This window comes from Candidatus Marimicrobium litorale (assembly GCF_026262645.1).
Lineage (GTDB): Bacteria > Pseudomonadota > Gammaproteobacteria > Pseudomonadales > Halieaceae > Marimicrobium > Marimicrobium litorale.
Genome location: NZ_SHNO01000001.1, coordinates 1,008,751 through 1,034,061, shown reverse-complemented (window position 1 = coordinate 1,034,061; position 25,311 = coordinate 1,008,751). Strand labels below are relative to the sequence as shown.

Annotated in this window: 22 protein-coding genes and 1 pseudogene; 17 read left to right on the top strand and 6 right to left on the bottom strand. The window is 55.6% G+C overall.

Annotated elements, in window-relative coordinates; all coding sequences use genetic code 11:
- Positions 1–18: 18 nt before the first annotated feature.
- Complete coding sequence (locus EYC82_RS04735) at positions 19–1,035, top strand: aldo/keto reductase (RefSeq protein ID WP_279248393.1); 1,017 nt, start codon at positions 19–21, stop codon at positions 1,033–1,035.
- 275 nt (positions 1,036–1,310) lie between these two features.
- Here the strand turns inward: EYC82_RS04735 and fnr are convergent.
- From fnr to EYC82_RS04715, 4 genes and pseudogenes are all read right to left on the bottom strand, one after another.
- A pseudogene (gene fnr, locus EYC82_RS04730) lies at positions 1,311–2,063 on the bottom strand (fumarate/nitrate reduction transcriptional regulator Fnr).
- A gap of 110 nt (positions 2,064–2,173) precedes the next feature.
- Positions 2,174–3,346, bottom strand: coding sequence for a helix-turn-helix transcriptional regulator (locus EYC82_RS04725; protein WP_279248392.1), 1,173 nt, complete (start codon positions 3,344–3,346; stop codon positions 2,174–2,176).
- A complete protein-coding gene (locus EYC82_RS04720; protein ID WP_279248391.1) occupies positions 3,343–6,573 on the bottom strand; it encodes a DUF1631 family protein in 3,231 nt (1,076 codons plus the stop codon). The genes EYC82_RS04725 and EYC82_RS04720 overlap by 4 nt, the downstream gene beginning before the upstream one ends.
- 205 nt (positions 6,574–6,778) lie before the next feature.
- Positions 6,779–7,561, bottom strand: coding sequence for an SDR family oxidoreductase (locus EYC82_RS04715; RefSeq protein ID WP_279248390.1), 783 nt, complete (start codon positions 7,559–7,561; stop codon positions 6,779–6,781).
- 225 nt (positions 7,562–7,786) lie between these two features.
- On the opposite strand from EYC82_RS04715, the gene npdG reads away from it, so the two are divergent.
- From npdG to ung, 6 genes are all read left to right on the top strand, one after another.
- Positions 7,787–8,467, top strand: a complete 681-nt coding sequence (gene npdG, locus EYC82_RS04710; protein ID WP_279248389.1) for an NADPH-dependent F420 reductase — start codon at positions 7,787–7,789, stop codon at positions 8,465–8,467.
- Between the two features lie 83 nt (positions 8,468–8,550).
- Complete coding sequence (cofE, locus tag EYC82_RS04705; RefSeq protein ID WP_279248388.1) at positions 8,551–9,318, top strand: coenzyme F420-0:L-glutamate ligase; 768 nt, start codon at positions 8,551–8,553, stop codon at positions 9,316–9,318.
- 26 nt (positions 9,319–9,344) lie between these two features.
- Positions 9,345–10,286, top strand: coding sequence for a 2-phospho-L-lactate transferase (cofD, locus tag EYC82_RS04700; protein ID WP_279248387.1), 942 nt, complete (start codon positions 9,345–9,347; stop codon positions 10,284–10,286).
- Between the two features lie 6 nt (positions 10,287–10,292).
- Positions 10,293–11,024: a 2-phospho-L-lactate guanylyltransferase gene (cofC, locus tag EYC82_RS04695; protein ID WP_279248386.1), complete on the top strand. Its 732-nt coding sequence runs from the start codon at positions 10,293–10,295 to the stop codon at positions 11,022–11,024.
- Positions 11,021–13,570 (top strand): 5-amino-6-(D-ribitylamino)uracil--L-tyrosine 4-hydroxyphenyl transferase CofH, encoded by a 2,550-nt coding sequence (cofH, locus tag EYC82_RS04690; protein WP_279248385.1) that lies wholly within the window; start codon positions 11,021–11,023, stop codon positions 13,568–13,570. Before cofC ends, cofH begins: the two co-directional genes overlap by 4 nt.
- A 13-nt stretch (positions 13,571–13,583) precedes the next feature.
- Positions 13,584–14,279 (top strand): uracil-DNA glycosylase, encoded by a 696-nt coding sequence (ung, locus tag EYC82_RS04685; RefSeq protein ID WP_279248384.1) that lies wholly within the window; start codon positions 13,584–13,586, stop codon positions 14,277–14,279.
- Between the two features lie 55 nt (positions 14,280–14,334).
- Here ung and ygfZ read toward each other — a convergent pair whose 3' ends face one another.
- Positions 14,335–15,282, bottom strand: a complete 948-nt coding sequence (ygfZ, locus tag EYC82_RS04680) for a CAF17-like 4Fe-4S cluster assembly/insertion protein YgfZ (RefSeq protein WP_279248383.1) — start codon at positions 15,280–15,282, stop codon at positions 14,335–14,337.
- 123 nt (positions 15,283–15,405) lie between these two features.
- Here ygfZ and EYC82_RS04675 point away from each other — a divergent pair, with 123 nt between their 5' ends.
- On the top strand, positions 15,406–15,672 hold the full coding sequence (locus tag EYC82_RS04675) for an FAD assembly factor SdhE (RefSeq protein ID WP_279248382.1): 267 nt from the start codon (positions 15,406–15,408) through the stop codon (positions 15,670–15,672).
- A gap of 31 nt (positions 15,673–15,703) precedes the next feature.
- Positions 15,704–16,078 (top strand): protein YgfX, encoded by a 375-nt coding sequence (locus EYC82_RS04670; RefSeq protein ID WP_279248381.1) that lies wholly within the window; start codon positions 15,704–15,706, stop codon positions 16,076–16,078.
- On the opposite strand, the gene nadB is transcribed toward EYC82_RS04670, so the two are convergent.
- Entirely contained in the window at positions 16,067–17,659 is a 1,593-nt protein-coding gene (nadB, locus tag EYC82_RS04665) for an L-aspartate oxidase (RefSeq protein ID WP_279248380.1), read from the bottom strand. The two genes, EYC82_RS04670 and nadB, sit on opposite strands and share 12 nt — an antisense overlap.
- 267 nt (positions 17,660–17,926) lie before the next feature.
- On the opposite strand from nadB, the gene rpoE reads away from it, so the two are divergent.
- The 8 genes from rpoE to EYC82_RS04625 all read left to right on the top strand — a co-directional run bounded on the left by rpoE (position 17,927) and on the right by EYC82_RS04625 (position 25,305).
- A complete protein-coding gene (rpoE, locus tag EYC82_RS04660) occupies positions 17,927–18,511 on the top strand; it encodes an RNA polymerase sigma factor RpoE (protein ID WP_279248379.1) in 585 nt (194 codons plus the stop codon).
- A 92-nt stretch (positions 18,512–18,603) separates the two neighbouring features.
- Complete coding sequence (locus EYC82_RS04655; RefSeq protein WP_279248378.1) at positions 18,604–19,212, top strand: sigma-E factor negative regulatory protein; 609 nt, start codon at positions 18,604–18,606, stop codon at positions 19,210–19,212.
- Positions 19,213–19,221: 9 nt separating this feature from the next.
- Complete coding sequence (locus tag EYC82_RS04650; RefSeq protein WP_279248377.1) at positions 19,222–20,187, top strand: MucB/RseB C-terminal domain-containing protein; 966 nt, start codon at positions 19,222–19,224, stop codon at positions 20,185–20,187.
- A gap of 1 nt (position 20,188) precedes the next feature.
- Positions 20,189–20,665, top strand: a complete 477-nt coding sequence (locus tag EYC82_RS04645) for a SoxR reducing system RseC family protein (RefSeq protein ID WP_279248376.1) — start codon at positions 20,189–20,191, stop codon at positions 20,663–20,665.
- A gap of 44 nt (positions 20,666–20,709) precedes the next feature.
- Positions 20,710–22,104: a Do family serine endopeptidase gene (locus EYC82_RS04640; RefSeq protein ID WP_279248375.1), complete on the top strand. Its 1,395-nt coding sequence runs from the start codon at positions 20,710–20,712 to the stop codon at positions 22,102–22,104.
- Between the two features lie 130 nt (positions 22,105–22,234).
- On the top strand, positions 22,235–24,034 hold the full coding sequence (lepA, locus tag EYC82_RS04635) for a translation elongation factor 4 (protein ID WP_279248374.1): 1,800 nt from the start codon (positions 22,235–22,237) through the stop codon (positions 24,032–24,034).
- Positions 24,035–24,037: 3 nt separating this feature from the next.
- Positions 24,038–24,880 carry a signal peptidase I gene (lepB, locus tag EYC82_RS04630; RefSeq protein ID WP_279248373.1) on the top strand — a complete coding sequence of 281 codons (843 nt, stop codon included), beginning with the start codon at positions 24,038–24,040 and terminating at the stop codon, positions 24,878–24,880.
- A 26-nt stretch (positions 24,881–24,906) separates the two neighbouring features.
- Positions 24,907–25,305 (top strand): DUF4845 domain-containing protein, encoded by a 399-nt coding sequence (locus tag EYC82_RS04625; protein WP_279248372.1) that lies wholly within the window; start codon positions 24,907–24,909, stop codon positions 25,303–25,305.
- The last annotated feature ends 6 nt before the right edge of the window (positions 25,306–25,311 follow it).

The window sequence follows — 25,311 nt, the reverse complement described above, 5'->3', positions numbered from 1 at the left end:
TTTTGAGGATGGGGCAGAGTGAACCGAAAGCGTTTGGGTAAGAGTGCCGTCGTGGTGTCGGATATTTGCATGGGAACGATGACGTTTGGCAATCAGGCCGATGAAAAGACATCGTTCCGCATTATGGATATGGCGTATGAAGCGGGGGTGGACTTTTACGACACTGCCGAGATGTATCCGGTTCCACCGGATATAAAATATGCAGGCTTAACAGAGGATATTGTTGGACGGTGGATAAAAACCAGAGAGCGCGATAAATTGATTATCGCTTCCAAGGTTGCTGGTCCCAGCCATACCTGGATGGAGGCTCCCCTGCGCGGCGGCAAGACCGGCCTGGATCGTCACCACATTATGCGAGCAGTGGAAACCAGCCTCAGGCGCCTTGGCACGGATTACATTGACCTTTACCAGACGCACTGGCCGGACTGGGGGTTCCCGCAGGAAGAGACCGTAAGGGTGCTTGATGAGCTGGTGCAAGCGGGTAAGGTGCGCGTGCTGGGCTGTAGTAATGAATCAACCTGGGGCCTGACCAAGAATCTTTGGGCCTCTGATCTGCACGGTCTGGCTCGCTACGAAACGATCCAAAATAACTTTAGCCTCAATAATCGGCGCTTCGAGGATGAATTGGCGCAGGCTTGCAGGGAGGAGGAGGTGAGTTTGCTGCCTTACTCGCCCATCGCGGGTGGTGTCCTGAGCGGTAAATATAATGATGGCGCGTTTCCTGATGGCGCCCGTTTCACGCATTATCGCGATGCTCCTGCTCGCCAGAAGAGCATGATGCAGCGATTCGTGAATGATAAGACGCTGGCTTCGGCGCACCGCTTTGACGAGATAGCGGCGGACATCGGTATGTCAGTAGTGACTATGGCGGTTGCATGGAGCAAGCAGCATGATTTTGTCGCGTCGACCATTGTGGGTGCAACCAGCGCAGCACAGGTAGCCGAGCTGCTGGCCGCCGCGGACGTGTTGCTAGACGGTGAGACGCTGAAAAGGATTAATCGCGTGTCACGCGATATTCCCTATCCTATGGGGTGATTTTTGCCGGTGGACTTTCGTTAAGTCAATGTTCGTTGAGCTAGCGGTGCTCTGACAGGGTGGCTTAGCTGCACGCTCGTTGCTGTGACGGGGCTGGGGGGCGGCGCTCATCCGGTCATGCTGATGCCCAGGTTTGTGCCCATTCAGGCGATAATTTTGCTGTCTGTCGCGACACAACAATCCGATAACTTATCACGTTGTTTAGTTTGGCGGCACTTCATCATAGTCGAAGCATCCACTGGTCGCAGTCGGCGCAGTATACGGCGCCTGATTGGCTACACTGTGAGATTTGCCATTTCGCGTACGCCGTCGATGGTGATAATTTCAATCTCTTTATTGTTCACTCGAAGTATATTTCTTTTTGCATTCGAGTCAGAACGCGACTCACTGTCTCCACAGTGATACCCAGATAGTTCCCTATGTCTGCTCTGGACATCGGTAGGCGAAATTGTGCTGCGCTCAGTTTTCGCCTTGCATTGCGGGATGAAATGCTTAAGAGAAGCGCTGCCACTCGTTCGTAGGCAGAATTTTTACTCAACAGCGTAATGAGCACCTGGTCCTTGGTAATCTCTCGGCTCATCAGTTGCACAAAATGTCGCTGTAGCTGAGGCATTTCCCGACCGAGGTTCTCGAGAGAGGAAAAAAGAAACTTCGCAAACGGCAGCTGTTTCCAGTGCCTTGGCGGACGATGCGTGAAGGTCGTTACTGATGCCATCCATGCCAAGCACCTCACCGGGGAAATAAAATCCGGTGATCTGCTCTTTGCCGTCATCGGTCGTCCGATAGGCCTTAACTGTCCCTGATCGTACCGCAAAAACAGATTCGAATGGCTGATCCTGCCGGTAAAGGTGTTCTCCCTTCTGTAAGGGTGAGCTGCGCTGGATAATTTCATCCAGCTGTGACACATCTTCACTATCGAGAGCCAGCGGCAGACAAATGCTGTTGAGCCTGCAGTTACCGCAGCTGATCTGGAAATTGTGGGAGCAGGCGTGCAAGGTCTTGTCCACGACAATGGGGCTGCTTGCCATATTTTTAAAGGTCTTCCGGATTATCCGCGCAGAAAGCGATACTTGAAATCGCCGGCAGCAGGGATGCTCAATACTTTTCACGCTACTGCTGATGAGTTTTGTTTGCGCTGTTAGCCGAGCGAGGCTACGCTTTTTAGAACAAGTCGAACAAGTTCGGCCTGTCTTGATACGCCCATCTTAGCGAAGATCGATTTCAGTTGCGCTCGCGCCGTGTGCTGCGAAATGTGCTGCGCATCGGATACCTGCGCGAGGCTAAGCCCTCGTGCGAGCAATGTGGCCAGATTAGCCTCTGCCGGTGTGAGTTCGAAAAGCTCTCCCAAAACCTGGCGAGAGGTCGATTCCTTGAGGTCCGGATCGCTGATAAAAACAGCAGCCGATGGACTCGACTGGCCCTCACTCCATTCCGACAGTGGTACGGGTTTTATTACCAGGCCAAGGTCAGATCTCACCCCTGGTCGAGGAACGCGTAATGCACGGACTACAGATGTTTCACCATTTTGTTGAGCTTTGATAATGGTCGCTAATGCCGATTGCAGTTCTTTGTTAAATTCCCGTCCCTCGATCATTAGGCGGCCATCCCGTAGGCTCAGTCCGGCGCCCTGATCAAGAAGCGCTCGTCCAACTGCGTTAGTCGTGAGTAACTTTCCCTGTTCATCGAGAATGATGCTGGCTACTGACAGCTGGTCGACCGCCCCCGCATACACGTCTCGCTCCGCTGTCATGCGATTCAGTCTCGCGTAGATCTCGATGGCTCTGCGAAGATGCGGCGTGACAAACTCCAGAAGTTCCCGCTCGCTGCGTTTAAAGCCATCCTCACTTTCGCGGCGGGAGATTCGCAAACGCGCAATCATTCCCCCCGGTTCGGCAGTATCGACACCTAGAATCCGGAAAAGATTTATTGGCTTGAGATAGTGCTGATAATAATCGGAGGATATAAGCTCGGTGTCCGGCAGTATGTCCTCGAGCGCTATTACCTTATCGAGGGGCAGGTTTATAAACGGATCGAGAGAAAAAAACTGCTCTCGATACGCGCTAACTTCCCAGTCGCTGGAATCAGCTAGTCTGGACGAGGTAATTTCACTCCCTGTCTCTGGCCTAATGCAGTTGAGAATTACGCCCTGGTCATTATCAGTAGGAGGGCGCAGCACGAGGGAAACTACCTGTGCGTCCATGGCTTCCCTCAGTGCGGGTAGGGCACTTTGCCAAGGTCGAGCTTCCAGTGCGCCTTCATAGACAAGGCCGATAAGCTGGTTGTAATCAGTGTCGATATCTTTTGATTTCATTTTTCGAGATTGGAAAGGTCGTCCGTGACTTCTGCTAAAGGCTTGGGATATCCAACTCCCCAGCCCTGAATGTAGTCGACGCCAAGTTCCTCCAGCTTCGCAATTATACTGTCCGTTTCAACGGACTCGGCGATTGTTTTCTGACCAAGAAAATGCGCGAGATCGTTTATCGATTGAGCCATGGCATAGTCACTTCGATTCGTATCAATGCCGGTAATGAAGCTGCCGTCAATTTTTACATAGTCGACCGGTAGTTCGCGCAGGTAGACGTGACTGGCGAGTCCCGTGCCAAAGTCATCAATCGAGAATTTGCAGCCAATGTTTCTGAATGCCCGTACAAAATCCGCTGCCTTCACCAGATTAGAAATCGTTCCCGCTTCCGTGATTTCAAAGCACAGGCGGCTTGTGCCGACCCCGAATTCTGAAATTTGATCCAGCAGATATTCCATGAAGGTGTCGTCGGTGACACTTGCACCTGACAGATTTATTGAGAGATGAGGTAATACCTTCTGTTCATCCATTAGTTGGCTGATCCATCTAAAAGATTCTTTAACCACCCATCGATCAATCAGTGTCATGAATCCGTACCGTTCGGCGGACTGAATAAAATCCCCCGGGGGTGACAGCGAACCATCGCTGTTTACCACGCCAAGCAATATCTCGTAATGTAATGTGGAAATCGAGCGATCACTCAGGACCGTCTGCTTTATTGGCTGCGCTCGGAGGCGAAAGCGTTCTGCAGAAATTGCGTCCTCAAGATCCTGCCGCGTTTGGCTTTTTTGAATTCGATAGTCAGTGACTTTCGCGTGCTCTTCCTCGTAGGGTACCACTCTGTTACGCCCCGTCTGCTTGGCGCGCTGCATGGCGGAACGGGCGGCACTTGTGACTTCCTGAGCGTCGCTGCTGTGCTCGCGGATCGAAGCGACTCCAATCGATACCGTAAAGCTAACGTTTTCGCCATCGATATCGACAGAGCCGGATGAAATATCATCGCAGATCTGTGCCGCAACGCGCTGCGCCTGTTCACTGGTGTGATCAAGTAAAAGAACTACGAACTCATCTCCGTCTAGCCGGGCGGAAGAAGACTTTTTGCTATGCAGCTGAGCCAGGAGCCTGGCGAATTCCAGTAATATCTGGTCGCCAACTACCCTGTCGTACACCTCGTTAACGAGATGAAAGTTGTCAATATTTATGTACAGCACGGCGTGCTGGGAGCGCTTCGTTTGGCTGTGTCGCAGCGCCCGTTTTATCTGGTCGTAAATCGTGCCGCGATTGATCAATCTCGTTAGTTTATCGTGGTTGCGATCGAAGCTCAGGGTTTTTTGTACATGCTCAAGCGTTTGGTACATGCTCTGGTCTACCACTGACAGTTTTTCAGACGACGAGGGGGAGGGCGGTTGCATGCCTCGACTGAGCTGGCGCGCCAGACGAATCGTGCTCATGTCGGAAACCTTCTGGCCGCGTTCATTCACAAAAATGAAACGGTCTTTTTCTTTGCTCATCCACGCTAATTGCATGCGCTTTTTTTGACCATCATCGTCGAGATAGTTAAGCCAGCTATTGATATCTAGTTGCTCAGCTCGTTTGACCCAGCGACGCAGTCTTGGAAGATCTTCTACTTTCGCGCGAAGATCGCGCGCATGAGGAGTCGCTGCCCACTCTTGATCGCTGAAATCGGTCAAGCCCGCGTCCAGATTGCCCGCGAGAATATCTCGTATTTCATCAAGCAGCTCCTCGTGAATCATGCAGATAGGCAGCGCTTTGGATATCTGTTGCCCAAGTCGCTCGAGAATGGGTTCTGCTTCTGTCAGGCGTTGCGCAATAAGTTCTTCTGCCTCAGCACCGCGCAAGCGCTGATCAAGCCAAAAGCACAAAAGGTCCAGCGCTTTAATCTGTTCTTGCCAGCCTTTGCTCTCATCGCCCTCTCGCACATGCGTCAGCACCAGTAGGTCACGCCAACCGTTGTCGACGAGATCGCAGAGCACTCTCGGAGCGCGAGGGGATTTTATGCGTTCACCCAGGACCAGGCGGACGGCGCGTTTGGCTTCTTCAAGCCTCTGTTGTCCTTCCTGCACACGGATGACCCGATCGATATTCCTGGCCATGTCGCGCTCCTGCTGCTTGACCAGTAAGTCAATTTGTTTCAGCGAGAATTGAAAAACAGAACCATCACTTTCATAGTCGGCGACGATAGTATCAATAATATGGTTGATTCTGTCTTCAAGTGCCTTGTTGGGAAAATTTGCCGATGCCGCGAGAACTGAAAGCTTGTCTATTACGGCACGTGCTGCATGTCTGTAGTCCAGAAAGAACGTGTCATCGAGAAGTGCAAGTTTAGTCAGTGGTATCTGCAGATTTCCCAGAGATTGCTTTAGATCGGGGCTGACATCTACGTTAGATTTAATTGTTTCAAATAGGTTGTCTACCAGATCCAGCTGGTTGAGGCTCTCTGTTGTGAGACCGCTGCTGTTTCGCAGCTCCGTGAGCTCCTCCCTATGATCCGCGAGATAGGTACGGAGTGATTTACATTGCTGCACATCCCCGCGAGCACTGGAGTTGCGCTGCAAATCAGTAAGCGCCCGGGCGATAGAGTGAGCATCGGTCAACTTCGACTGATCGAGTTGTGCACTGGGAACCGTTGCGCCGCCCCAGGTTCCGCTCATTGCGACGCCGTCGGAGAGGGAGCCGCCGTCAAGGAGGCCCTCTGCCTCGCGCTTAAAGTTGAGTGCGCCGATAACAGAGCTAAAAAGGTCGGTTGGGTTGATGTCGCCAACCGCGTGGCTGAGTTGCTCGCCCAGTTGACGAGGCTGCTCATTGCGTTGTGAGCTTATCGCATCATTCAGTGTGCCGGTGCCTGTTGTAGTGTCATCCATGACGCGGGCCTGGGCGGCGCTGGCGCCCGTGATAGCGTCCCGGTAGCGAGATGCGAGCGTATGTTGAGCGCGAGTAAATTCGAGCGTGAGGCCCGTTTCAATGGTACCGGAGATATTAACCCGCACCGGGTCCAGGCTGGTACCCGCGCCCCTGGCCTCGGCAATGGTCAGGATGCCACAGGAGTCCGGCTCAATCGGCCGCGCTGGTTCCAGGTCAGATGTGGAGAGGACGTCGATATTATCCAGACGCAATCGCCCGTCGAACAGCGTCGACACCCGGCCGCTCAGCTGCACGGCGTTGTCCAGAACAAGGGCGGCGAGCAAGTGGCCATCATTTGCCGAAGTATGGGGCATTAAACCTCTCGCGGTGCGACTGTTCGGTCCGTGCGGTAGTGACGTTCAGTTCTCGTTATTGTCAGGCTCTTGCGAGTCGCCTTGCCAGCGCCGTCTGCCACGGCCGATTCACTGCCGCCAGGAGGTCAGCCAAGGTCAAGGCTTGAGCTTGACGATCTTTTGCAAGTATATCGCGAAGCACGTGGGTTGCGACAATAACGTTTGTTTATCGGGGGGTTTCTGCGCTGGAAGCGCTCATAAAGGCAGGTTTCTCTCCCCCTCCGTGGACTGCGAAACTGGTGCCGCTAACGTAAGCGGCGAGGGGGGATGCCAGGAATAGGCAGGCATTTCCGATATCGGCGGGAACCGCCATCCTTTCAAGTGGCACTGTAGCGGCGACGGCCGCCAGCCCGGCCTCATCACCGTAATGCAGGTGGGATTGCTCAGTTTCCACCAGACCGACAACAAGAGCATTGACCCTCACCTTAGGCGCCCATTCGACAGCGAGCGAGCTGCCGAGGTTTACCAGTCCCGCTTTGGCGGCTCCGTAGGCGGCGGTGCCCGGGGACGGGCGAATAGTGCTAACGCTGGCTATGTTGATGATACTTCCGCCGGATGCCTGCTCCTGCATTACCCGGTTGGCGGCCTGACTGAAATTTAACGGGGCAATCAGATTGAGTCGAATGATGGACTCGGAAAAGCGCGGCGAGGCGGTGGCAGCCTCGGCGTAGGGGGCTCCTCCCGCGTTGTTGACCAGCACGTCGAGTCGCCCGAAACGTTCCATCGCCAGATCAATGCAAGCCTCGACCTGATTAAAGTCGCGGACATCACACGCCGTGAAAACGGCGCTACGATCACCGCTGGAGGGGAGTTTTTCCGGTTCGGAACGGCCGCAGATAAGCACATCGGCCCCCGCGCTCAGAAAGATCTCGGATATCCCCTTGCCGACGCCTTTCCCGCCACCGGTTACGATGACGGCCTTGCCGCTGAAATCCAGCGCATTATCCATAATCTGACTCCTGAAGACGGATACCAAGGGTGGTCCGCAATTGTTTGTCGCGCTTGAGATCACGCCATGATTTACATACTATGCTCGGGCTGAGCGTATCCTATCGGAATTTCCTCGACCTGGACATTTCAGGCTGACGCTCCATTGTAAGTAAGCGGGACATTTCACTACCGGTCGCAATTACTGTACCAGCAGTCCACCGGTCCTCATCGGGAAGTAAACACTATGGCAACAAACAGTTTACCCGTGCTCGCCATCCTGGGCGGCACAGGGGATTTAGGAACAGGATTGGCCCGACGCTGGGCCCAGGCGGGCTACGAGGTCATCATTGGGTCTCGTAACCAGGAGAAGGCCGATACGGCAGTGGCCGATTTGCGTGAGGTCATGGCGGAGCGCGGTGTCACTGAGCTCAGCGTACGCTCAGCGGAAAATCTCGCGGCGGCGCAAGCTGCGGATATTGTTACGCTGACAGTGCCCTTCAGTCATCAATCCAGCACGCTGGAGTTGGTGCAGGCCGCATTGCAGGGCAAGATTCTTATCGATGTGACCGTGCCGCTGGTGCCGCCCAAGGTGGCGCGTGTGCAGCTACCCGAGGGGGGCAGCGCTGGTCAGATCGCTCAGGCCTTGCTGGGTGACGATGTGAGCGTGGTGTCGGCTTTCCAGAATGTCGCAGCAGCACATTTGCAGGAGGGCAGTGGTCTCAATTGTGATGTACTGGTCAGCGGTAACAAGAAAGACGCCAGAGAGGCAGTAATCACTTTGGTGGAAGCGGCTGGCATGCGCGGGTTCCACGCGGGAATGATCAACAATGCCGCAGCCGCCGAAGCGCTGACATCTGTCCTGATCACGATTAACAAGCGTTATGGGTGCCATGCCGGCATCAAGATAACCGGGATAGAAGACTAGCCTGCAACGGTTGAAACTGTGAGGGCATAACATGCATATTCACACTCTCGATATTGTGCCAGTGGGCGCTTAAAGAGGTTCCTGTGGCTGGTCGATTGGAACTCATTCCCCTGCTTGGTTTTCCGGCAGTGGCGCCTGGCGATGATCTTGTCGATCAGATTGTTTGCGCGCTTCAGAGCAATGAGCTGTCTCTCGAGGTTGGCGACGTTGTGGTTCTAGCACAGAAGATTGTTTCCAAGGCGGAGAATCGCTACGTGCGTCTTGCCGAAGTTTCGGTGACGCCCGAGGCGGAAGCACTTGCTAAGCGCGCGGATAAAGATGCTCGGCAGGTACAGGTTATCCTCGACGAAAGCCGTGAGGTGTTGCGGGTTCGCTCCGGGGTGATCATTGTGGAACATCGCAATGGCTATGTGCATGCCAACGCCGGAATTGATAAATCCAACATTGTTCAGGTGAGCGGAGATCCCAGACTGCTGTTGCTTCCCGTCGACCCCGATGCCTCGGCCAGGGCATTGCGAGACGGTCTTGCAGCTCGCACTGGCCTGGCGCCACAGGTAATTATCAATGACAGCATGGGGCGTGCCTGGCGCAACGGCACACTGGGGCTTGCCATAGGCACAGCAGGTCTGCAGCCTCTCAATAACCAGGTGGGTGAGACGGATATGTTCGGTAATGTGCTAGAGGTCACCGAGCCAGCTGTGGCCGATGAGCTAGCGGCGGCGGCTTCGTTGGTTATGGGCCAGGCGGCGGAGGCCTGTCCAGTGGTTCTGGCGAGGGGAGCGGGGCTTGCGGTCTCCGATGAAGGCTCCGCGAGCCTGCTGCGCGATCCGTCGCAAGATCTCTTTCGTTGATGATAGACCATGCCGCGAAGAGATCCGTGCTTGCACTTTCGGGCGGTGTAGGGGGAGCAAAGCTGGCGCTGGGGTTAGAAGATGTGCTTCCCGCTGGTGAATTGCATGTACTGGTCAATACCGGAGATGACTTTGAACACCTTGGCCTGCACATATCTCCTGATATCGACACGTTGTTGTATACCTTAGCCGGTAAGGCAAACCCCTCGCAGGGCTGGGGTCTCGAAGGTGAGAGCTGGCATATGCTGGAAGCGCTCGCTCAACTGGGCGGTGAGACTTGGTTCCAACTGGGTGATAAGGATCTTGCCACGCACCTCTGGCGCACGCATCGTCTTGCCGGTGGACAGGCCCTGACGGCTGTCATTAATGAACTGGCAAGCCAGCTGGGGGTCGCCAGCAGAGTGCACCCGATGTCCTCAGACCCTGTGCGAACCACTGTTCACTGTCGCAGTGAGAGCTTGCCCTTCCAGCGCTATTTCGTGGAGCAGCGTTGTCAGCCCGAGGTGACGGGTTTCAGTTTTGAAGGGATCGGCAACGCACGTCCTAATCGCGAGGTGATGACGCTGCTTCGCAATGGGGCGTTTTCTCAGATTGTGGTATGTCCCTCAAATCCGTTTGTCAGTATCGACCCCATTCTCCAGTTGCCTGGTTTGTGGCAAGCCCTGGCGGATAATCCGGCGCCGGTTACTCTGGTATCGCCAATTGTAGCGGGTATTGCCATCAAAGGTCCCGCTGCCAAGATGATGGCGGAGTTGGGCGTACCGGTTACCGCCCTTGGGGTCCTGGCGCATTATTGTCGGCATTATCCCGGGCTGGTGAATAATTTCGTAATCGACGCGAGTGACGCTACACTAGCGTCTAGCATAGACGAGCCAGGAGTGAATGTGGTGGTCGCGTCAACGGTAATGAAAACCCGGGACGATAAACAGTCACTGGCCCATGCAGTCCTTGATCTGGTGGAGGGATAGACCGTTATGGCGCAGGCGTTGTTGCCGCTGAAGGATCTGGTTGAGGCCAAGTCCAGACTTGCCGGACTGTTGCGTCCCGCAGAGCGCCGCGCACTGGCGCAGGCGATGGCGGAGGATGTTCTGTTCTCCCTGCGCCAAAGCGATGAGATTTCGCGGGTAGTGATGGTGTCCGATGACCCGGGAGCAGAGGCACTTTGCGCCGTTTATGGCGCAGAATGTTGGTCGGAAGCATCCTTGGGGTGTCGCGGCCTTAACCCTGTCATCGACGCGGCTGCGACCCGCATGCGCACTGAGGCCGACAACACACTGCTGGTGTTGCACGCCGATCTGCCGCTGCTGAGTGCGGCGGATATCGATGCGGTCATTCTCCAACAGTCGCAACATGGCGGCCTCGTTATCGGTCCCGACCGGCGTGGAAGCGGCACTAACCTGCTGGCATTTTCCGGGCAGGCCCTGCCCGAGTTCCGTTTCGGTGCAGACAGCTGTTCCCGACACCGGGCTGGCGCCTCCGAGGCAGGCATCGCCGCGTCTGTGGTTCACCGGGCCGGTATAGGATGTGATATTGATGAACCACAGGATTTGAAGTACCTAATGAGTCGTATGTCTCGCACAAGCAGCAGCCATACAGCCCGACTACTGTGCACCACCCAGTGGGGCGCAAGGGTTGGTATTGCTCTAGACAGTTTACCCCCTGCAGCGAGTAGTGCGCAGGGTGAAAAGTGGGAGGCTGCGCCTTGAAGCCGGATTGGAAAAACCTGCGACGCGATGTGCTGCAGGGCATTGAGCTTGATGACGAGCATATCTTGTCGCTGGCAGATTGGCAGGATACGGCGGAACTGGTTGCGCTTGCTGGTAGTCTGCGCGACCGCGGCCATGGCAATGTGATGACTTACTCGCGCAAGGTATTCATCCCCCTTACGCAACTGTGCCGCGATGTATGCCACTACTGCACGTTCGCGCAGACGCCACGAAAAATCGAGCAGGCCTATATGCCCGTCGAGGACGTCATAGAGCTGTGTCGTCGGGGAGAGGCGATGGGTTGTCAGGAGGCCTTGTTTACGCTCGGTGAGCGTCCTGAGTTGCGTTACAGTGCCGCGCGCAAAGCCCTGCAGGCCATGGGGTTTGAGACCACGCTTGAATACGTGAGGGAAGTTGCTGCCCGAGTGCTGTCAGACACCGGTCTGCTGCCGCACATCAATGCCGGGTGTATGGATGAGCGGGAAATAGCAATGCTGCGTCCGGTCAGTGCGTCTATGGGTATTATGCTGGAATCTGCTTCGCCCCGCCTCTGTGAGAAGGGCATGCCGCACTATGGCTCGCCCGACAAACAGCCCGAACGTCGGCTCAAGACGCTGGAGCTAGCGGGGCAGGCCAGCGTTCCCTTTACATCGGGTATTCTCATCGGTATTGGTGAAACGCGTCTCGAGCGTATCGAGTCCTTGCTGGCTTTGCGCCAAATTCATCGGCGATATGGTCACCTGCAGGAAATTATCATCCAGAACTTCAGGGCCAAGCCCGCTACGCTGATGTCCAGTGCACCTGAGCCGGACCTGGAGGATTTGCTGTGGACAATCGCGGTAGCGCGATTAGTGTTCGGCGAGGGGATGAATATTCAGGCACCGCCCAATCTGAGCCCTGGCGTACTCCCGCAGCTCGTGGCCGCGGGTATTAACGATTGGGGCGGCGTATCGCCACTGACTCCGGATCATGTCAATCCTGAAGCACCCTGGCCGCACCTGGACCGGCTCGCCGGTGAGACGGCGGCGGCCGGGAAGTTCCTCGAGCAGCGTCTCACAATCTATCCGCGTTATGTGACCGCGCCTCAGCGTTGGCTGGATGAGAATGTATGCGAGAGTGTTATGCATCTGTCGGACGCCTCGGGTTTTGCACGGCGAGATGGTTGGGTGCCAGGCGAAGAGCACGCGGTGCCTGACATAGAGGCTCGCCTGTTAGCGGAGCACCCTTCTGCAGATAAGGTGTCCTCCTCCATTCGCGATATTGTGCTGCGATGCGAGCGCAGCGATAGTCTGCAGGAAAGCGATGTGACACGTCTTTTCGAGGCCCGGGGTTCCGATTTTTCCTATGTTGTTGCAAGGGCGGATCAGCTGCGTCGGACCGTGCACGGTGAGACGGTTAGCTATGTGGTTAATCGCAATATCAATTACACCAATGTGTGTTACTTCAAGTGCCAGTTCTGTGCCTTCTCGAAGGGCAAATTGAGTGAGGATTTGCGCGGCAGGCCTTATGATATCTCCGCTGAAGAACTGGCGCTGCGTGCCGCTGAGGCCTGGGAGCGCGGCGCTACAGAGGTGTGCCTTCAGGGTGGTATTCACCCGGATTACACCGGGCAGACGTATCTCGATATCCTTGCGACGGTGCAGCGCGCGGCGCCGGGTATGCACATTCACGCCTTCTCTCCGTTGGAGGTGCAGCAGGGTGCGGCGACATTGGGTATTGGTGTGCCCGCTTTCCTCAAACGCCTGCGCAAGGCGGGTTTGAATACGCTGCCGGGGACTGCGGCAGAAGTATTGCATGACGAGGTGCGCGCGCTGCTCTGCCCCGACAAGCTCAACACGGCGCAATGGCTCCAGGTTATGGAGGCCGCTCACCAGGAAGGGTTTAGGACCACCGCGACCATTATGTATGGTCATATTGATCGACCGCATCATTGGGCCAGACATCTAATGGAAATTCGTCGCTTGCAGCAGCGCACCGGCGGTTTCACAGAGTTCGTGCCTTTACCCTATGTTCATATGGAGGCCCCCATGTACCTCAAGGGCTTGTCGCGTCGAGGCCCAAGCTTTCGCGAGGCCGTGTTGATGCACGCCGTGGCCCGACTGGTGTTTCATGGATTGATCGATAATATTCAGTCCTCTTGGGTCAAGATGGGCCGCGAGGGTGTGGTGGCCTGTTTGAATGCCGGCGCCAATGATCTCGGTGGATCATTGATGAACGAAAGCATTACCCGTGCAGCCGGGTCCGGCCATGGGCAGGAATGGGAGCCGTCTGATTTGGAAAGGCGGATTCTTGCGGCCGGTCGGACTCCCCTGATGCGTACGACGCTTTATGGCGAAGCGCCCGCTGAGCGCAAGGCATCCGCCTTTTCCGCCGTGCCACTCAAGCCGATTTCCTCGGCTCCAGCCGCCCGCGAGCAGCGCAACAAACGATTGCGCTCAGCGCAACATGGTATAGCGCTTGCAGACATCACCCCCCTGCACGTGCGGCAGCGAAGCCCGGAAGCAAGCCTGTATGAACATGTTGTCCTGATGGCTGCCTGTAACTAGTGCGGTGACGACTGTGCCGGGTTCCCGTACAAGAACTATTGACCTTGAGTCGAGTTGGTTGCGACCGCTGGCGGGAGAGTTTGAACAGCCCTATATGCAGCAATTACGCACGTTTCTCGAACAGGAAAAACGTGCGGGTAAACGCATTTTCCCGCAGGGCAATGAGCTTTTTGAGGCTTTCAGGCAGACACCCTTGCCGCGGGTCAAGGTTGTAATCCTCGGGCAGGACCCCTACCACGGTGAGGGTCAGGCCCATGGCCTGTGCTTTTCGGTCAGGCCCGGCGTGGCTGTTCCCCCGTCACTGCAGAATATTTACAAGGAGATGAACGCCGAGCTGGGCTTTCCCATTCCGGTCCATGGCTATCTAGGGTCTTGGGCGGAGCAGGGTGTTCTGCTGTTAAACAGCGTGTTGTCAGTGGAGAGCGGTCGTGCGGCCTCCCACCAAGGCAAGGGATGGGAATTGTTCACTGACCGCGTCATCGAAGTGGTGAACGCGCAGCGCGCTGGTGTTGTGTTCCTGCTGTGGGGCGGCTACGCCCAGCGTAAGGGCCAGAAAATCGACGCGGATCGTCACTGTGTGCTGAAGGCGCCGCATCCCTCACCGCTGAGTGCACACCGTGGCTTTTTTGGCTGTGGGCATTTTGTCGCAGCGAATGAATACCTCGTCAGTCAGGGCTCAGCGCCGGTGGATTGGCGCATTCCGGATTAGTGTTTGTGGGCGACTGCAATCACCATGGCGTGATCGATTTACCGCGGCGAGGCTTTTATTGCACGCTCTCCTGTTCGCTGGTGGTCACATAGGGCAGCTTTTCCAGCTGCACATCAGCGCCTTGTTCGCTGTCGATATGCAGTCCTTGCGGGACGGCTGCTGTAACCGCTTCCAACAATAATTGATACGTATCTGCGTCCTTGGCACAGTTCACGACGCTCCCGATCGCCTTGTCTGAGCCGCTGGCGTAAACAAGGCTACCGGGTTTGCATAATGTTGAGGTGGGCACTGTACCCAAAAAGGTGCGTCGCTTCGGCGTGCCGCGATAATGCAGGCGCGCCACTACCTCCTGTCCCGTGTAGCAGCCTTTTTTGAAGCTGATATGCCCGGTTAGGTCGTAATTCAGTGTCTGTGGTACAAATTCCTCGATCAGTGCCTCAGTGATGCGCACGACCCCACCCGGGATCTGGGCGCACTCCCAGTGCGCCTCGTCGCTCTCTTGAGCCTCACTGCGTAGCCCAGAGGTGATAGATGCCGCCCTGTCTTTTCGCAGGTAGCACTCGTACGAATCCCCCGCATCGTCTACCTGTACGAGCAGGAAGCCCTCGCCGCCAGTGGTTCTGTAGCGCTGCTCGGGTACCGTCCCGAATAGGCCGGAAAGAACGCTGCGGGCATCCTTCCCCCAAATGCCGATAACGGTCCAGTCATCCCGGTTATCCTCCAGTGTGGCCTTGGAAAAAATAATGTATTTGCCAAAAGCAGCGGCACTGGACGGGCGGATTTCGCGCCGCAGGCGCAGGGCAAAATGATCTTCTCCCAGCTCGCAAAGTAGAAAATCGCAGACAGTCCTGCCCTTGGGCGTGCAGTAGATGCCGGGCAGCGCATGCTCCGGGCTCAATTCGCGGGTGTCACAACTGGTTTGTCCCTGGAGAAAAGTCAGGGTGTCGGGCCCACTGATATGCAATAGGGCCTCGCTATTTAATCGGGCAAACTGGCAATTCACTCTTGGTATCCTCACAGGTCTCGACGGAATAATACGGGCTGTCTTGGCGTATGTCAGTACTCTTGAGGCAACTCGGCGTTATACTGAGCACATTTGATATGCCTTCGTCGCGGAATCAGCACTATGATCGATCAGGAAGAAGTACGCCGAATGCAGTGGGCCGCAAGGCGCGGCATGCTCGAGCTTGACCTTGTTCTGGAGCCTTTTGTGAACCAGCGCTACTCTGAGCTCAGTGACTCCGATCGCGCGATTTTTCAGCGCTTGATGTTGCGCGAGGATCAGGAATTGTTTTCCTGGCTGCTACAGCGAGAGGCGCCTGAGGATAAAGAGCTTGCCGCTATCATCAAGCAAATACTCAAGTTCGCCCGAACTGTGCCTGCAGATAGGTAACTCCCGTCTGCGGCATTCACTGGCGGGAACGTTGATTGTCGCCGAAACAGGCGCAATTGGCCTTCTGCTCCTGCGCGGGTATACCTATGAAAGTCTGTTTCTGTCACTGCTTGCTGTTGGTCTGATGAGGCGCCTGGGTGTCGACCGTGCGCGGGGTTTGGGTCTTGTATGGCGCCGGGGTAACTGGATGCTCTTGCGAGGCACCGCGACCTTGCCTGTCAAGCTTTTGGCTGGGCCTGTCGCAACGCCTTGGTTGATTTTTTTGGCGGTCGTAGAACTTTCCGGGGGCCGCGCAACGCGTCTTTGGATCTTCCGGGATAGTGTGCCACGCGCGCAGTGGCGCCGTTTGCAGGTGCGGTCGGAGCTGGCGGCGAGGTGCGATCGTAAGCCGGGTTCAGGGCGGTGACACGCCGGGCTGCAAAATAGTGTCTCGCGCGACGGGCATGCTTTGCGGATAGTCCAGTGTGTAGTGCAGGCCTCGGCTTTCCTGGCGAGAAATGGCACAGCGGATCATGAGTTCCGCAACCATCGCCAGGTTTCTCAATTCCAGTAGGTCATTACTGACCTTATAGTTACCGTAGTAGTCGGCGATTTCAGTTTGCAGCAGGTCGACTCTGTGCAGCGCCCGTTGCAATCGCTTGTCTGTTCTGACAATGCCCACATAGTCCCACATGAAACGGCGCAGCTCGTCCCAGTTGTGGGAGATCACGACGTCCTCATCCGAGTCGGTCACCTGGCTTTCGTCCCACGCAGGAGCGATGCTGGGTGCTGCAATGCGGTGCATGTTTTCGATAATGTGATTGGCTGCGGACTCCGCGTAGACGATACACTCCAGTAGTGAATTGCTGGCCATGCGATTCGCGCCGTGCAGTCCGGTGCAGGATGATTCACCCACAGCGTAAAGACCACTCAGATCGGTGCGACTGTGCTGATCGACCAGTATGCCGCCGCACGTATAGTGGGCGGCCGGCACCACTGGAATGGGTTCCTGGCTGATATCGATGCCGAGTTCTGCGCAGCGCTCCATGATGGTGGGAAAATGGCTGCGCAGGAAGTCTTTCGATTGGTGCGAGATATCGAGAAACAGGCAGTCGGCGCCGAGACGCTTCATTTCATGATCGATGGCCCTGGCCACCACGTCGCGAGGTGCGAGCTCACCGCGCGAGTCGAAATCTGGCATGAATCGGTGGCCATCAGGTAGCAGTAGTCTACCCCCCTCGCCGCGGATCGCTTCGGTCACCAGGAATGACTTTGCTTCCGGATGATACAGGCAGGTCGGGTGGAATTGGTTGAATTCGAGGTTAGCCACCCTGCAGCCCGCGCGCCAGGCCATGGCAATCCCGTCACCGCTGGCGCCATCGGGGTTGCTGGTGTAGAGATAGACCTTGCTGGCTCCGCCGGTGGCGAGAACCACCGATTTAGCCTGGAAGAGCTCTACATGACCGGTGGTTTGGTCGAGGATGTAGGCGCCCTGGCAGCGCCCATCGCCAACCACGAGGTCGACCGCGGTGCGATGCGTGTAAATAGTGATATTATCTGACGCCATGGCGCGGTCTGACAGAACTTCGGAAATAGCGCGACCGGTGCGATCAGCGGCGTGAATGATTCGCCTGTGGCTATGTCCGCCCTCCCTGGTGAGGTGGAATTCCCGGCCACGCTGGTCAGCACTTTGACGAAGGTCGAAGTCCACGCCCTGTGAGACTAGCCATTCGACACAGTGGCGGCTGTTTTTCACGGTAAACTCTACAGCGTCTCGGTGGCAGAGACCCGCGCCAGCAGCAAGCGTATCGGCCACGTGGGAGTCCACCGTGTCGCGGTTGTGCAAGACGGCGGCCATACCCCCCTGGGCCCAGTAGGTAGATCCCTGGTTGAGCTCGGCCTTGGATAAAAGGGCGACGCGGTAGTCGGCGCTGAGATGCAGCGCCAGAGTCAGCCCTGCGGCGCCACTGCCAATAACTAGCACATCGTGCTCGTAAACGGCCGTCATGACACCTTGGCCTTGCCGCCCAGCGGCACTAAATATATTATAAGACTCAAAGACTTAGCATCGACGCGAAATTTTAACGCCGAGTATATACGACCTCGTGGGAAATACGAAAAAAAACCGAAGGGAAACTTTTGCTATCGCGGACTGTGACAGGCCGCGTTTTAGCCTGAGTGCAAGAACTAATAAAGAAATTTGTTGTCTATCAGTACCGAGGTTGGTTTGGTGGCAGCAGTTGCAAGCGGCAAGTGTCATGGGCGGGAGAGGGACATGACAGCCACGGCGACTGATCAACAATTGGTTGAGAGGGTGCAGCGCGGTGACACGCGAGCGTTTGATCTGCTGGTATTAAAATACCAACACAAGATTTTTAGTTTGATTGGTCGCTATGTGCGCGATGCGGACGAGGTGCAGGATGTTGCTCAGGAGGCATTTATCAAAGCCTACAGGGCATTACCGAATTTCAGAGGTGATAGCGCTTTTTATACCTGGCTGTACCGTATTGCGATCAATACCTCTAAAAATTATCTCGTGTCCCGTTCCAGGCGCCCCCCGGGAAAGGATGTCGAGGTCGAAGATGCAGAATACTATGAGAGTGGCAGCAGCTTACGGGAGATCGAAACTCCGGAAAGTGCACTGTTCGGTGCGGAGTTGAAGCAGGTTGTGGAGACGGCCCTGGCAGATCTTCCCGAGGATTTACGTACGGCGGTCACCCTGAGGGAATTCGACGGACTCAGCTATGAGGAAATCGCGGAGGTGATGGAATGCCCTGTGGGTACTGTTCGATCGCGTATATTTCGGGGGCGCGAATCTATTGATACACGCGTCAGGCAGCAGATAAGCGGAGAGGGCTAGAGCGATGTTGGCAAACGATGAAGTTGAGTGGGCGGTCATGTCGTTGCGGATTGCACGGGTCGAGTACACAGCGACAAAGATGGGAAGGTCTTATGAATGAGAAATCGAGGGAGGCCCTGTCGGCCTTGCTGGATGATGAAGCCAGCGAGCTCGAGATAAGACGCTTGCTCTCGGAATCAGAGACGGGGCCTGAGTCAGGCGCCGGCTTACGCGAGACATGGGCTCGATACTCGGTGGTAAAGCACGTGTTGCAGGGCCACGAACTCGCGCACCGGGGGCTTGATGTCTCTGTGCAAGTGCGCGAGGCGCTGCACGATGAGGCCGGGGCAAAAAAGACAGCGAAAGAGCGCTTTTATCGTCCGCTTGCCAGCCTTGCGGTAGCGGCGTCTGTGGCGGCCACGGTTGTCATCGGGGGGCAGCAATTGGTGCAGTTGGGCTCAGGAGAAGTCGATGCCGGCGAGCCCGCGTTTGTGTCTGCGTCGACCCCCGTCGGTGTGCTCGAATCTGCAGGAGCAGTCCCCGTGATGGCAAGTTACGGAACCAGACCTGTGCCTGTATTGAACCCCCTAACACGCACCGCTTACGACGATCTGGCGCGACGCAGGCACGACATGTACATGCAACTGCATGCCGAGCAGTCAGCGCTCAATTCGCCGCAGGGTCTGTTACCTTTTGCTCGCGTGTCTCGCATTACTGAATAGGGCTGTCGATTGAATCTGACTTCGCGAAAACAATACGGTAGGCACTATTTCCTGGTGCTGTTGCCGGTATTGGCTGTTTTGGTCCCGGTTGCGGGTAATGTATTTGCCGCGACCTGCCCTGAGGGCGATGCAGCAGCGCTGGAGTGGTTGGACAAGATGGCGCACTCCGCTCGGGAGGTCGACTATCAGGGCGTGGTGACCTTGCAGCGCGGCCAGGAGATGAAGGTGGTGCAGGTGTCTCATTCGGTGGCGGATGGAAGCAGTCGGGAGGTGCTGACTGAGTTGACCGGCAGAGGCGCCCAGGTGCAGCGAGCGCACCATCCGTTAGATTGTACCCACCCGGGGCTGCAGCTGTTGCATGCGAGCCCGGCCGAGGATTCCTGTGGTATTGCGCAGCAGTACCGGTTCGAGATTGCCGAGGGCGAAAGAGTGGCGGGTCGCAAGGCGATCACGATCAGAGCCAAGCCCAGGGATTTGTACCGTTTCGGTTACGTTTTTTCCCTCGACGAGGCGACGGGTCTGCTGCTGAAGGTGCTTACTCTCAACCCGGCTCAGCGCACGCTGGAGGTCATGCAGTTTGCGCAGTTGTCTTATGACGCGCCGGTAGCGGCTTCGGCGGTCGCAGATATAACCCACGACGCCCTGCACCGAGGCTCGTCAAAAGCTCAGCCCGACACTGCTCTGAAAAAAGCCTGGTCATTAATGTGGGTTCCCGATGGGTTCACTGCAACAGAGTACTCTGTTGGTGCAAGCCGCCGTAAGACTTATACTGACGGGTTGGCGGCATTTTCGGTCTTTCTTGAGACACTTGACCAAGATATGCCGCCGGGCGAAGGGCATGTAAAGCAGGGTGGTACAACCACGTACACCCGTGGTATGCGCCTTGCCGATAGTCCGGTGCTGGTGACGGTGATTGGCGAGGTGCCATTGTCCACCGCTCGAATGGTAGCTGATTCAGTTATGTGGGTGCGTTGAAATGCTGACGGAGAATGGGCGTGTGGTTGCGGTGGAGCCCGGCGGGCTTTGGGTGGAAACAGTACGCAAGAGCACCTGCGGTGCCTGTTCAGTGCAGAAAGGATGTGGGCACGGGATTCTCAACAGAATGACCGATGGCAAGCGGGGGTATATTCGGGTGCTGCCGGGAGAACAGTCGATACAGGATTACCGGGTTGATGACGAAGTGCGTTTCAGTATTCCGGAAGAGGTCATCTTGCGGGGCTCAATGGTTGCCTACCTGGTTCCTATTGTCGGTCTGCTTGCGGGTGCCGCAGGAGCTGCCGCGTGGCTGCCACAGATGCAGGATTCGGCTGCTTTACTGGGCGCTGTAGGGGGGTTTCTTGTCAGTCTGGGGTTGGTTCGTTGGCATGCAGTCCGTCACCATGATGACCCTGCCTACCAGCCGCTGTTGCAAGGGCGTGTGGTGGCCGTAGCACCCCATTATTCTCAGGTTTAAATCGTAAATAGATGCGTAACCGTTATTTCTCTGGATTGTTTCTTATGAATGTTGAAGCGCTGTTTAAAAGTACGTCTCTTGCATGGCTGATCCTGTGGTCTGGCGCCTCATTGGCACTCAGCGGGTTGCCCGATTTCACCGATATCGTGCGCGAGAAATCGCCCGCGGTTGTCAAGATTTTGGTAGAACAGGCGGAGCCGGGTCCCGTTGACGGTAACCCCCAAATCCCTGAGGAACTGCGCAGATTTTTTGAGTTCAGGGACGGCCCGCCGCCGGGGCAGGAACGCATGGGCCTGGGGTCCGGTTTCATCATCTCCGAAGATGGCTACATCGTGACTAATAATCATGTTGTAGAAGGGGCGGATAGTGTACTCGTGCGAATGATTGATCGCAGTGAGTACACGGCTGAAATTGTGGGCACGGACCCGCGCTCCGATCTCGCGCTGTTGCGGATTGACGGCTCAGACCTGCCGATGGTGGAGCTCGCCGATGACGATGCACTGGAAGTCGGTGAATGGGTATTGGCTATTGGCAGCCCGTTCGGCCTCGATTATTCTGTATCCGCGGGCATTATCAGCGCAAAAGGGCGCAGTTTGCCTACCCGCGAAAACGAGAATTATGTGCCCTTCATACAATCCGACGTGGCGATTAACCCGGGGAATTCGGGGGGGCCTTTATTCAACCTCAAAGGAAAAGTCGTCGGCGTCAATTCGCAGATTTTTACACGTAGCGGCGGGTCTATTGGTCTGTCGTTTGCCGTGCCCGCACCTGTCGCTCGGAACGTGGTGGAACAACTCAAGGAAACGGGTCGTGTGACTCGAGGTTGGTTGGGCGTAACAATACAGGATGTTGATAAGAGTTTGGCGGATTCATTCGGTCTGGACAGGCCCGAGGGCGCTCTGGTGGTCTCTGTATCGCCGGGCAGTCCGGCAGAGGATGCAGGCCTTGAAAGTGGCGATATTATCGTGACATTTGATGGTAGCTCGATACCCACTTCTGCGTCGCTGCCACATATCGTTGGTTTGATCACGCCAGGCAAAGACGTCGAGGTTGAGATTGTCCGCGACAGGAAGCGACTTACGCGGGACGTAAAGGTCGGCGGGTTGGGCGCGGATGAGCGTCAGGCCAGCAGCAACGGTAAGTCTGATGCTGCCAGCGGCGGTAGGCTGGGAATGACGGTTGAAGCGGTCGATGCGCAGAACCTGGAGCAGAACGGCATCAGCGGCGGCGTCATTGTTCGCGGCGTAGTGCCTGGCTCCTCCGCCGCAGAGGCAGGCGTCAGGGTGGGAGACCTCATCACTCTGGTGGACACTCAGCCGATAAAGAGCGTGAAGGTGTTCGAGAAAGTCGTCGAAAAGCTTAAGGGCGGGCAATCCGTGCCGCTGCGCCTGATCCGTCAGGGTTCGCCCCTGTTCATCGGACTCAAAGTACCGGACTGAGCGAGGAGCCGACAGGCTCGAGCGTGGGCGCCTCTGTCGAGGGGAGTCATGGCGGTGGCTGCCACGTTGAGGTACAATCGCGAGCCTTTTTTGTTACTTCAAACCGTCAAACAGCTAATCGAGCTTACGAGTGAGCGACCTCAACCTCATCCGCAATTTTTCTATTATTGCCCATATCGACCATGGTAAGTCGACTCTGGCGGATCGCTTTATACAGCATTGCGGCGGTCTCAGTGATCGCGAAATGGATGAGCAGGTTCTCGACTCAATGGACATTGAGCGCGAGAGGGGTATTACAATCAAGGCCCAGAGTGTCACGCTGGATTATCCGGCTCAGGATGGCAACACCTACCAACTTAATTTTATTGATACACCGGGTCACGTGGATTTCTCCTACGAAGTATCGCGTTCTCTCGCCGCCTGCGAGGGTGCCCTGCTGGTTGTCGATGCGGGGCAGGGGGTAGAGGCGCAATCAGTCGCGAACTGCTACACCGCGATTGAGCAGGGCTTGGAAGTATTGCCCATTCTGAACAAGATGGACCTGCCACAGGCCGATCCGGACAAGGTGAAGCTTGAGATCGAGGAAATTATTGGGATCAATGCCAGCGATGCCTGTCTGGTGAGTGCGAAGTCTGGCCTCGGTATTGAGGATGCTCTGGAAGGTATCGTCCGGTCCATACCGCCGCCAGAGGGTGATCGTGACGCGCCCTTGCAGGCCCTGATTATTGATTCCTGGTTTGATAACTATCTGGGTGTCGTCTCACTGGTGCGCGTGAAGCAGGGCGTGCTAAAGAGGCGCGACAAGATCATCGCCCACTCTGTTGGAAGGGCTCAGCAAGTCGATAGCCTGGGTATTTTTACTCCCAAGCGGGTGGAGCAGGATTGTCTGCGCGCCGGCGAAGTCGGCTTTGTCGTGGCGGGCGTCAAGGATATCCATGGGGCCCCGGTGGGCGATACGCTAGTGCACGCGAAACAGGCCGATGTCTCACCGTTACCCGGCTTCCAGCGCGTGAAGCCGCAGGTTTATGCGGGCATCTTCACGATCTCTTCCGATGATTATGAGGACTTCCGAGACGCACTGGCCAAGCTGACTCTCAATGACGCCTCGCTTGAATATGAGCCGGAGAGTTCAGACGCTCTGGGGTTTGGATTTCGTTGTGGGTTTCTTGGCATGCTTCATATGGAAATCATTCAGGAGCGTCTGGAGCGTGAGTACAATCTCGATCTTATTACGACAGCACCAACCGTAATATATGAAGTGCTGAACAAAAGCGGCGATATTGTACTGGTTGATAATCCGTCGGCTCTTCCAGATATGGCGGATATTGAGGAAATGCGTGAGCCGATAGCGCGCTGCAATATTCTCGTGCCTCAGGAGTATCTTGGCAATGTGATTACGCTGTGCGTCGAAAAGCGCGGCGCTCAGCATGATATGCAGTTTTTAGGGACACAAGTTTCGGTGGTATACGATATTCCTATGGCTGAGGTTGTGCTCGACTTTTTTGACCGCCTGAAATCAGTTAGTCGGGGCTATGCCTCCCTTGATTATGCGTTCGAGCGTTTTCAGGCGGCAACGCTGTCCCGTCTGGATGTGCTAATCAACGGGGAGCGGGTTGATGCGCTGGCCGTAATCGTTCATCGAGACCATGTCCAGTCACGGGGTAGAGCGTTGACGGAGAAGATGAAGGAGCTTATTCCTCGGCAAATGTTTGATGTTGCTATACAGGCCGCTGTGGGCGGAAAAATTGTGGCAAGACAAACCGTTAAGGCATTACGCAAGAATGTAACGGCGAAGTGCTACGGCGGTGATGTCAGTCGCAAACGTAAATTGCTGGATAAACAGAAGGCGGGGAAAAAGCGGATGAAGCAGGTAGGACGTGTAGAAATTCCACAGTCGGCGTTTTTGGCCGTACTTAAAGTGGATGGTTGATCAATGAGCGACTTCACGCTGGATTTCCCCCTTATTTTGGTGTTACTGGTTTTTGTTAGCGGTCTTCTGTGGTTGCTTGATAGCCTGTTTTTTGCGCCGGGGCGAAGACGGATTGTCGAGGACTTGCAGGCCAGATATCCTCGCTGGGACGAAAAAGGGAGCCGTGATGCTCTCGAATACAATGAGAAGTATCTGGCGAAGGCTAAGGAGCCTCTTCCTGTAGAGTATGCGCGCTCGTTTTTCCCGGTGCTTTTCGTTGTTTTCATATTGCGGTCGTTTCTGGTGGAGCCTTTTCAGATTCCTTCGTCCTCGATGGTGCCGACGCTGGAAGTCGGTGATTACATACTGGTTAATAAATTCACCTACGGCATTCGTCTCCCAGTGATACGAACAAAGGTACTGTCCCTCAACGAGCCCGAGCGGGGCGATGTAATGGTTTTTTTTCCGCCTCACATGAACGATACCTACTTTATAAAACGGGTCATTGGCCTGCCTGGAGACACGGTAACGTACAAAGATAAGCAGCTATATGTAAACGGTGAGCTGCTTCCGCGGGAGCTGTTAACTGATAAATCAACCTCACGTCTGCAGGTGGGCCTCGAAAAATTGGGTGCATCAGATCATCTAATGCAAGTTGATATTCACCGCAGGGGAGCGGATTTTTCTGAGCTTGTTAAGCCAGGCCACTATTTCATGATGGGTGACAATCGTGATAATAGTAGCGATAGCAGAGTGTGGGGCCAGGTGCCGGAGGGTGATATTGTCGGAAAGGCATTTGCAATCTGGATGCATTGGGACCGCTTTTTGAGTGTGCCCAGTTTCAGTCGTGTTGGTGCGATACAATAAATAAAAGAGGTGTGACTGGGGGTATCATGATTACGCGTAGTCGACAGCACGGCATGGGTATTGTTGGAATATTAGGTGTCTTGGCGATGCTCGGTTTTTTCGCCATGTGCATTATAAAGATGATACCGCCGTATTCCGAATTCATATCGATCAGGGATATTGTTGTCGATATCGTCAAGGATCCGGAGTCGGTAGAAAAAAGTAGCTCGGAAATCCGCCGTAAGGTGGATTACACCTTCAATACGAACCAGATCTATGAGTTAAATTGGAAGGAAGTGGAGGTTTATCGAAAAAAGGGCAAGCACTATATCGATGCTCGCTATGAAGTCAGAATGCCTATCCTGTGGCGTATCGATGCCGTTCTCAAGTTTGATGATCTGCTGTTTGAAATTGGTGATCCGACACCGCTCACGACGCCCCCTTAAAGGCCA

Excerpts from the sequence above, each read along its gene's own strand:
- rpoE (WP_279248379.1), top strand. The coding sequence starts at position 17,927 with ATGACAGCCACGGCGACTGATCAACAATTGGTTGAGAGGGTGCAGCGC.
- EYC82_RS04655 (WP_279248378.1), top strand. The coding sequence starts at position 18,604 with ATGAATGAGAAATCGAGGGAGGCCCTGTCGGCCTTGCTGGATGATGAA.
- EYC82_RS04675 (WP_279248382.1), top strand. The coding sequence starts at position 15,406 with ATGATCGATCAGGAAGAAGTACGCCGAATGCAGTGGGCCGCAAGGCGC.
- EYC82_RS04725 (WP_279248392.1), bottom strand. The coding sequence starts at position 3,346 with ATGAAATCAAAAGATATCGACACTGATTACAACCAGCTTATCGGCCTT.
- EYC82_RS04625 (WP_279248372.1), top strand. The coding sequence starts at position 24,907 with ATGATTACGCGTAGTCGACAGCACGGCATGGGTATTGTTGGAATATTA.
- EYC82_RS04715 (WP_279248390.1), bottom strand. The coding sequence starts at position 7,561 with ATGGATAATGCGCTGGATTTCAGCGGCAAGGCCGTCATCGTAACCGGT.
- EYC82_RS04645 (WP_279248376.1), top strand. The coding sequence starts at position 20,189 with ATGCTGACGGAGAATGGGCGTGTGGTTGCGGTGGAGCCCGGCGGGCTT.
- lepB (WP_279248373.1), top strand. The coding sequence starts at position 24,038 with ATGAGCGACTTCACGCTGGATTTCCCCCTTATTTTGGTGTTACTGGTT.
- npdG (WP_279248389.1), top strand. The coding sequence starts at position 7,787 with ATGGCAACAAACAGTTTACCCGTGCTCGCCATCCTGGGCGGCACAGGG.
- cofC (WP_279248386.1), top strand. The coding sequence starts at position 10,293 with ATGGCGCAGGCGTTGTTGCCGCTGAAGGATCTGGTTGAGGCCAAGTCC.
- EYC82_RS04720 (WP_279248391.1), bottom strand. The coding sequence starts at position 6,573 with ATGCCCCATACTTCGGCAAATGATGGCCACTTGCTCGCCGCCCTTGTT.
- EYC82_RS04640 (WP_279248375.1), top strand. The coding sequence starts at position 20,710 with ATGAATGTTGAAGCGCTGTTTAAAAGTACGTCTCTTGCATGGCTGATC.
- nadB (WP_279248380.1), bottom strand. The coding sequence starts at position 17,659 with ATGACGGCCGTTTACGAGCACGATGTGCTAGTTATTGGCAGTGGCGCC.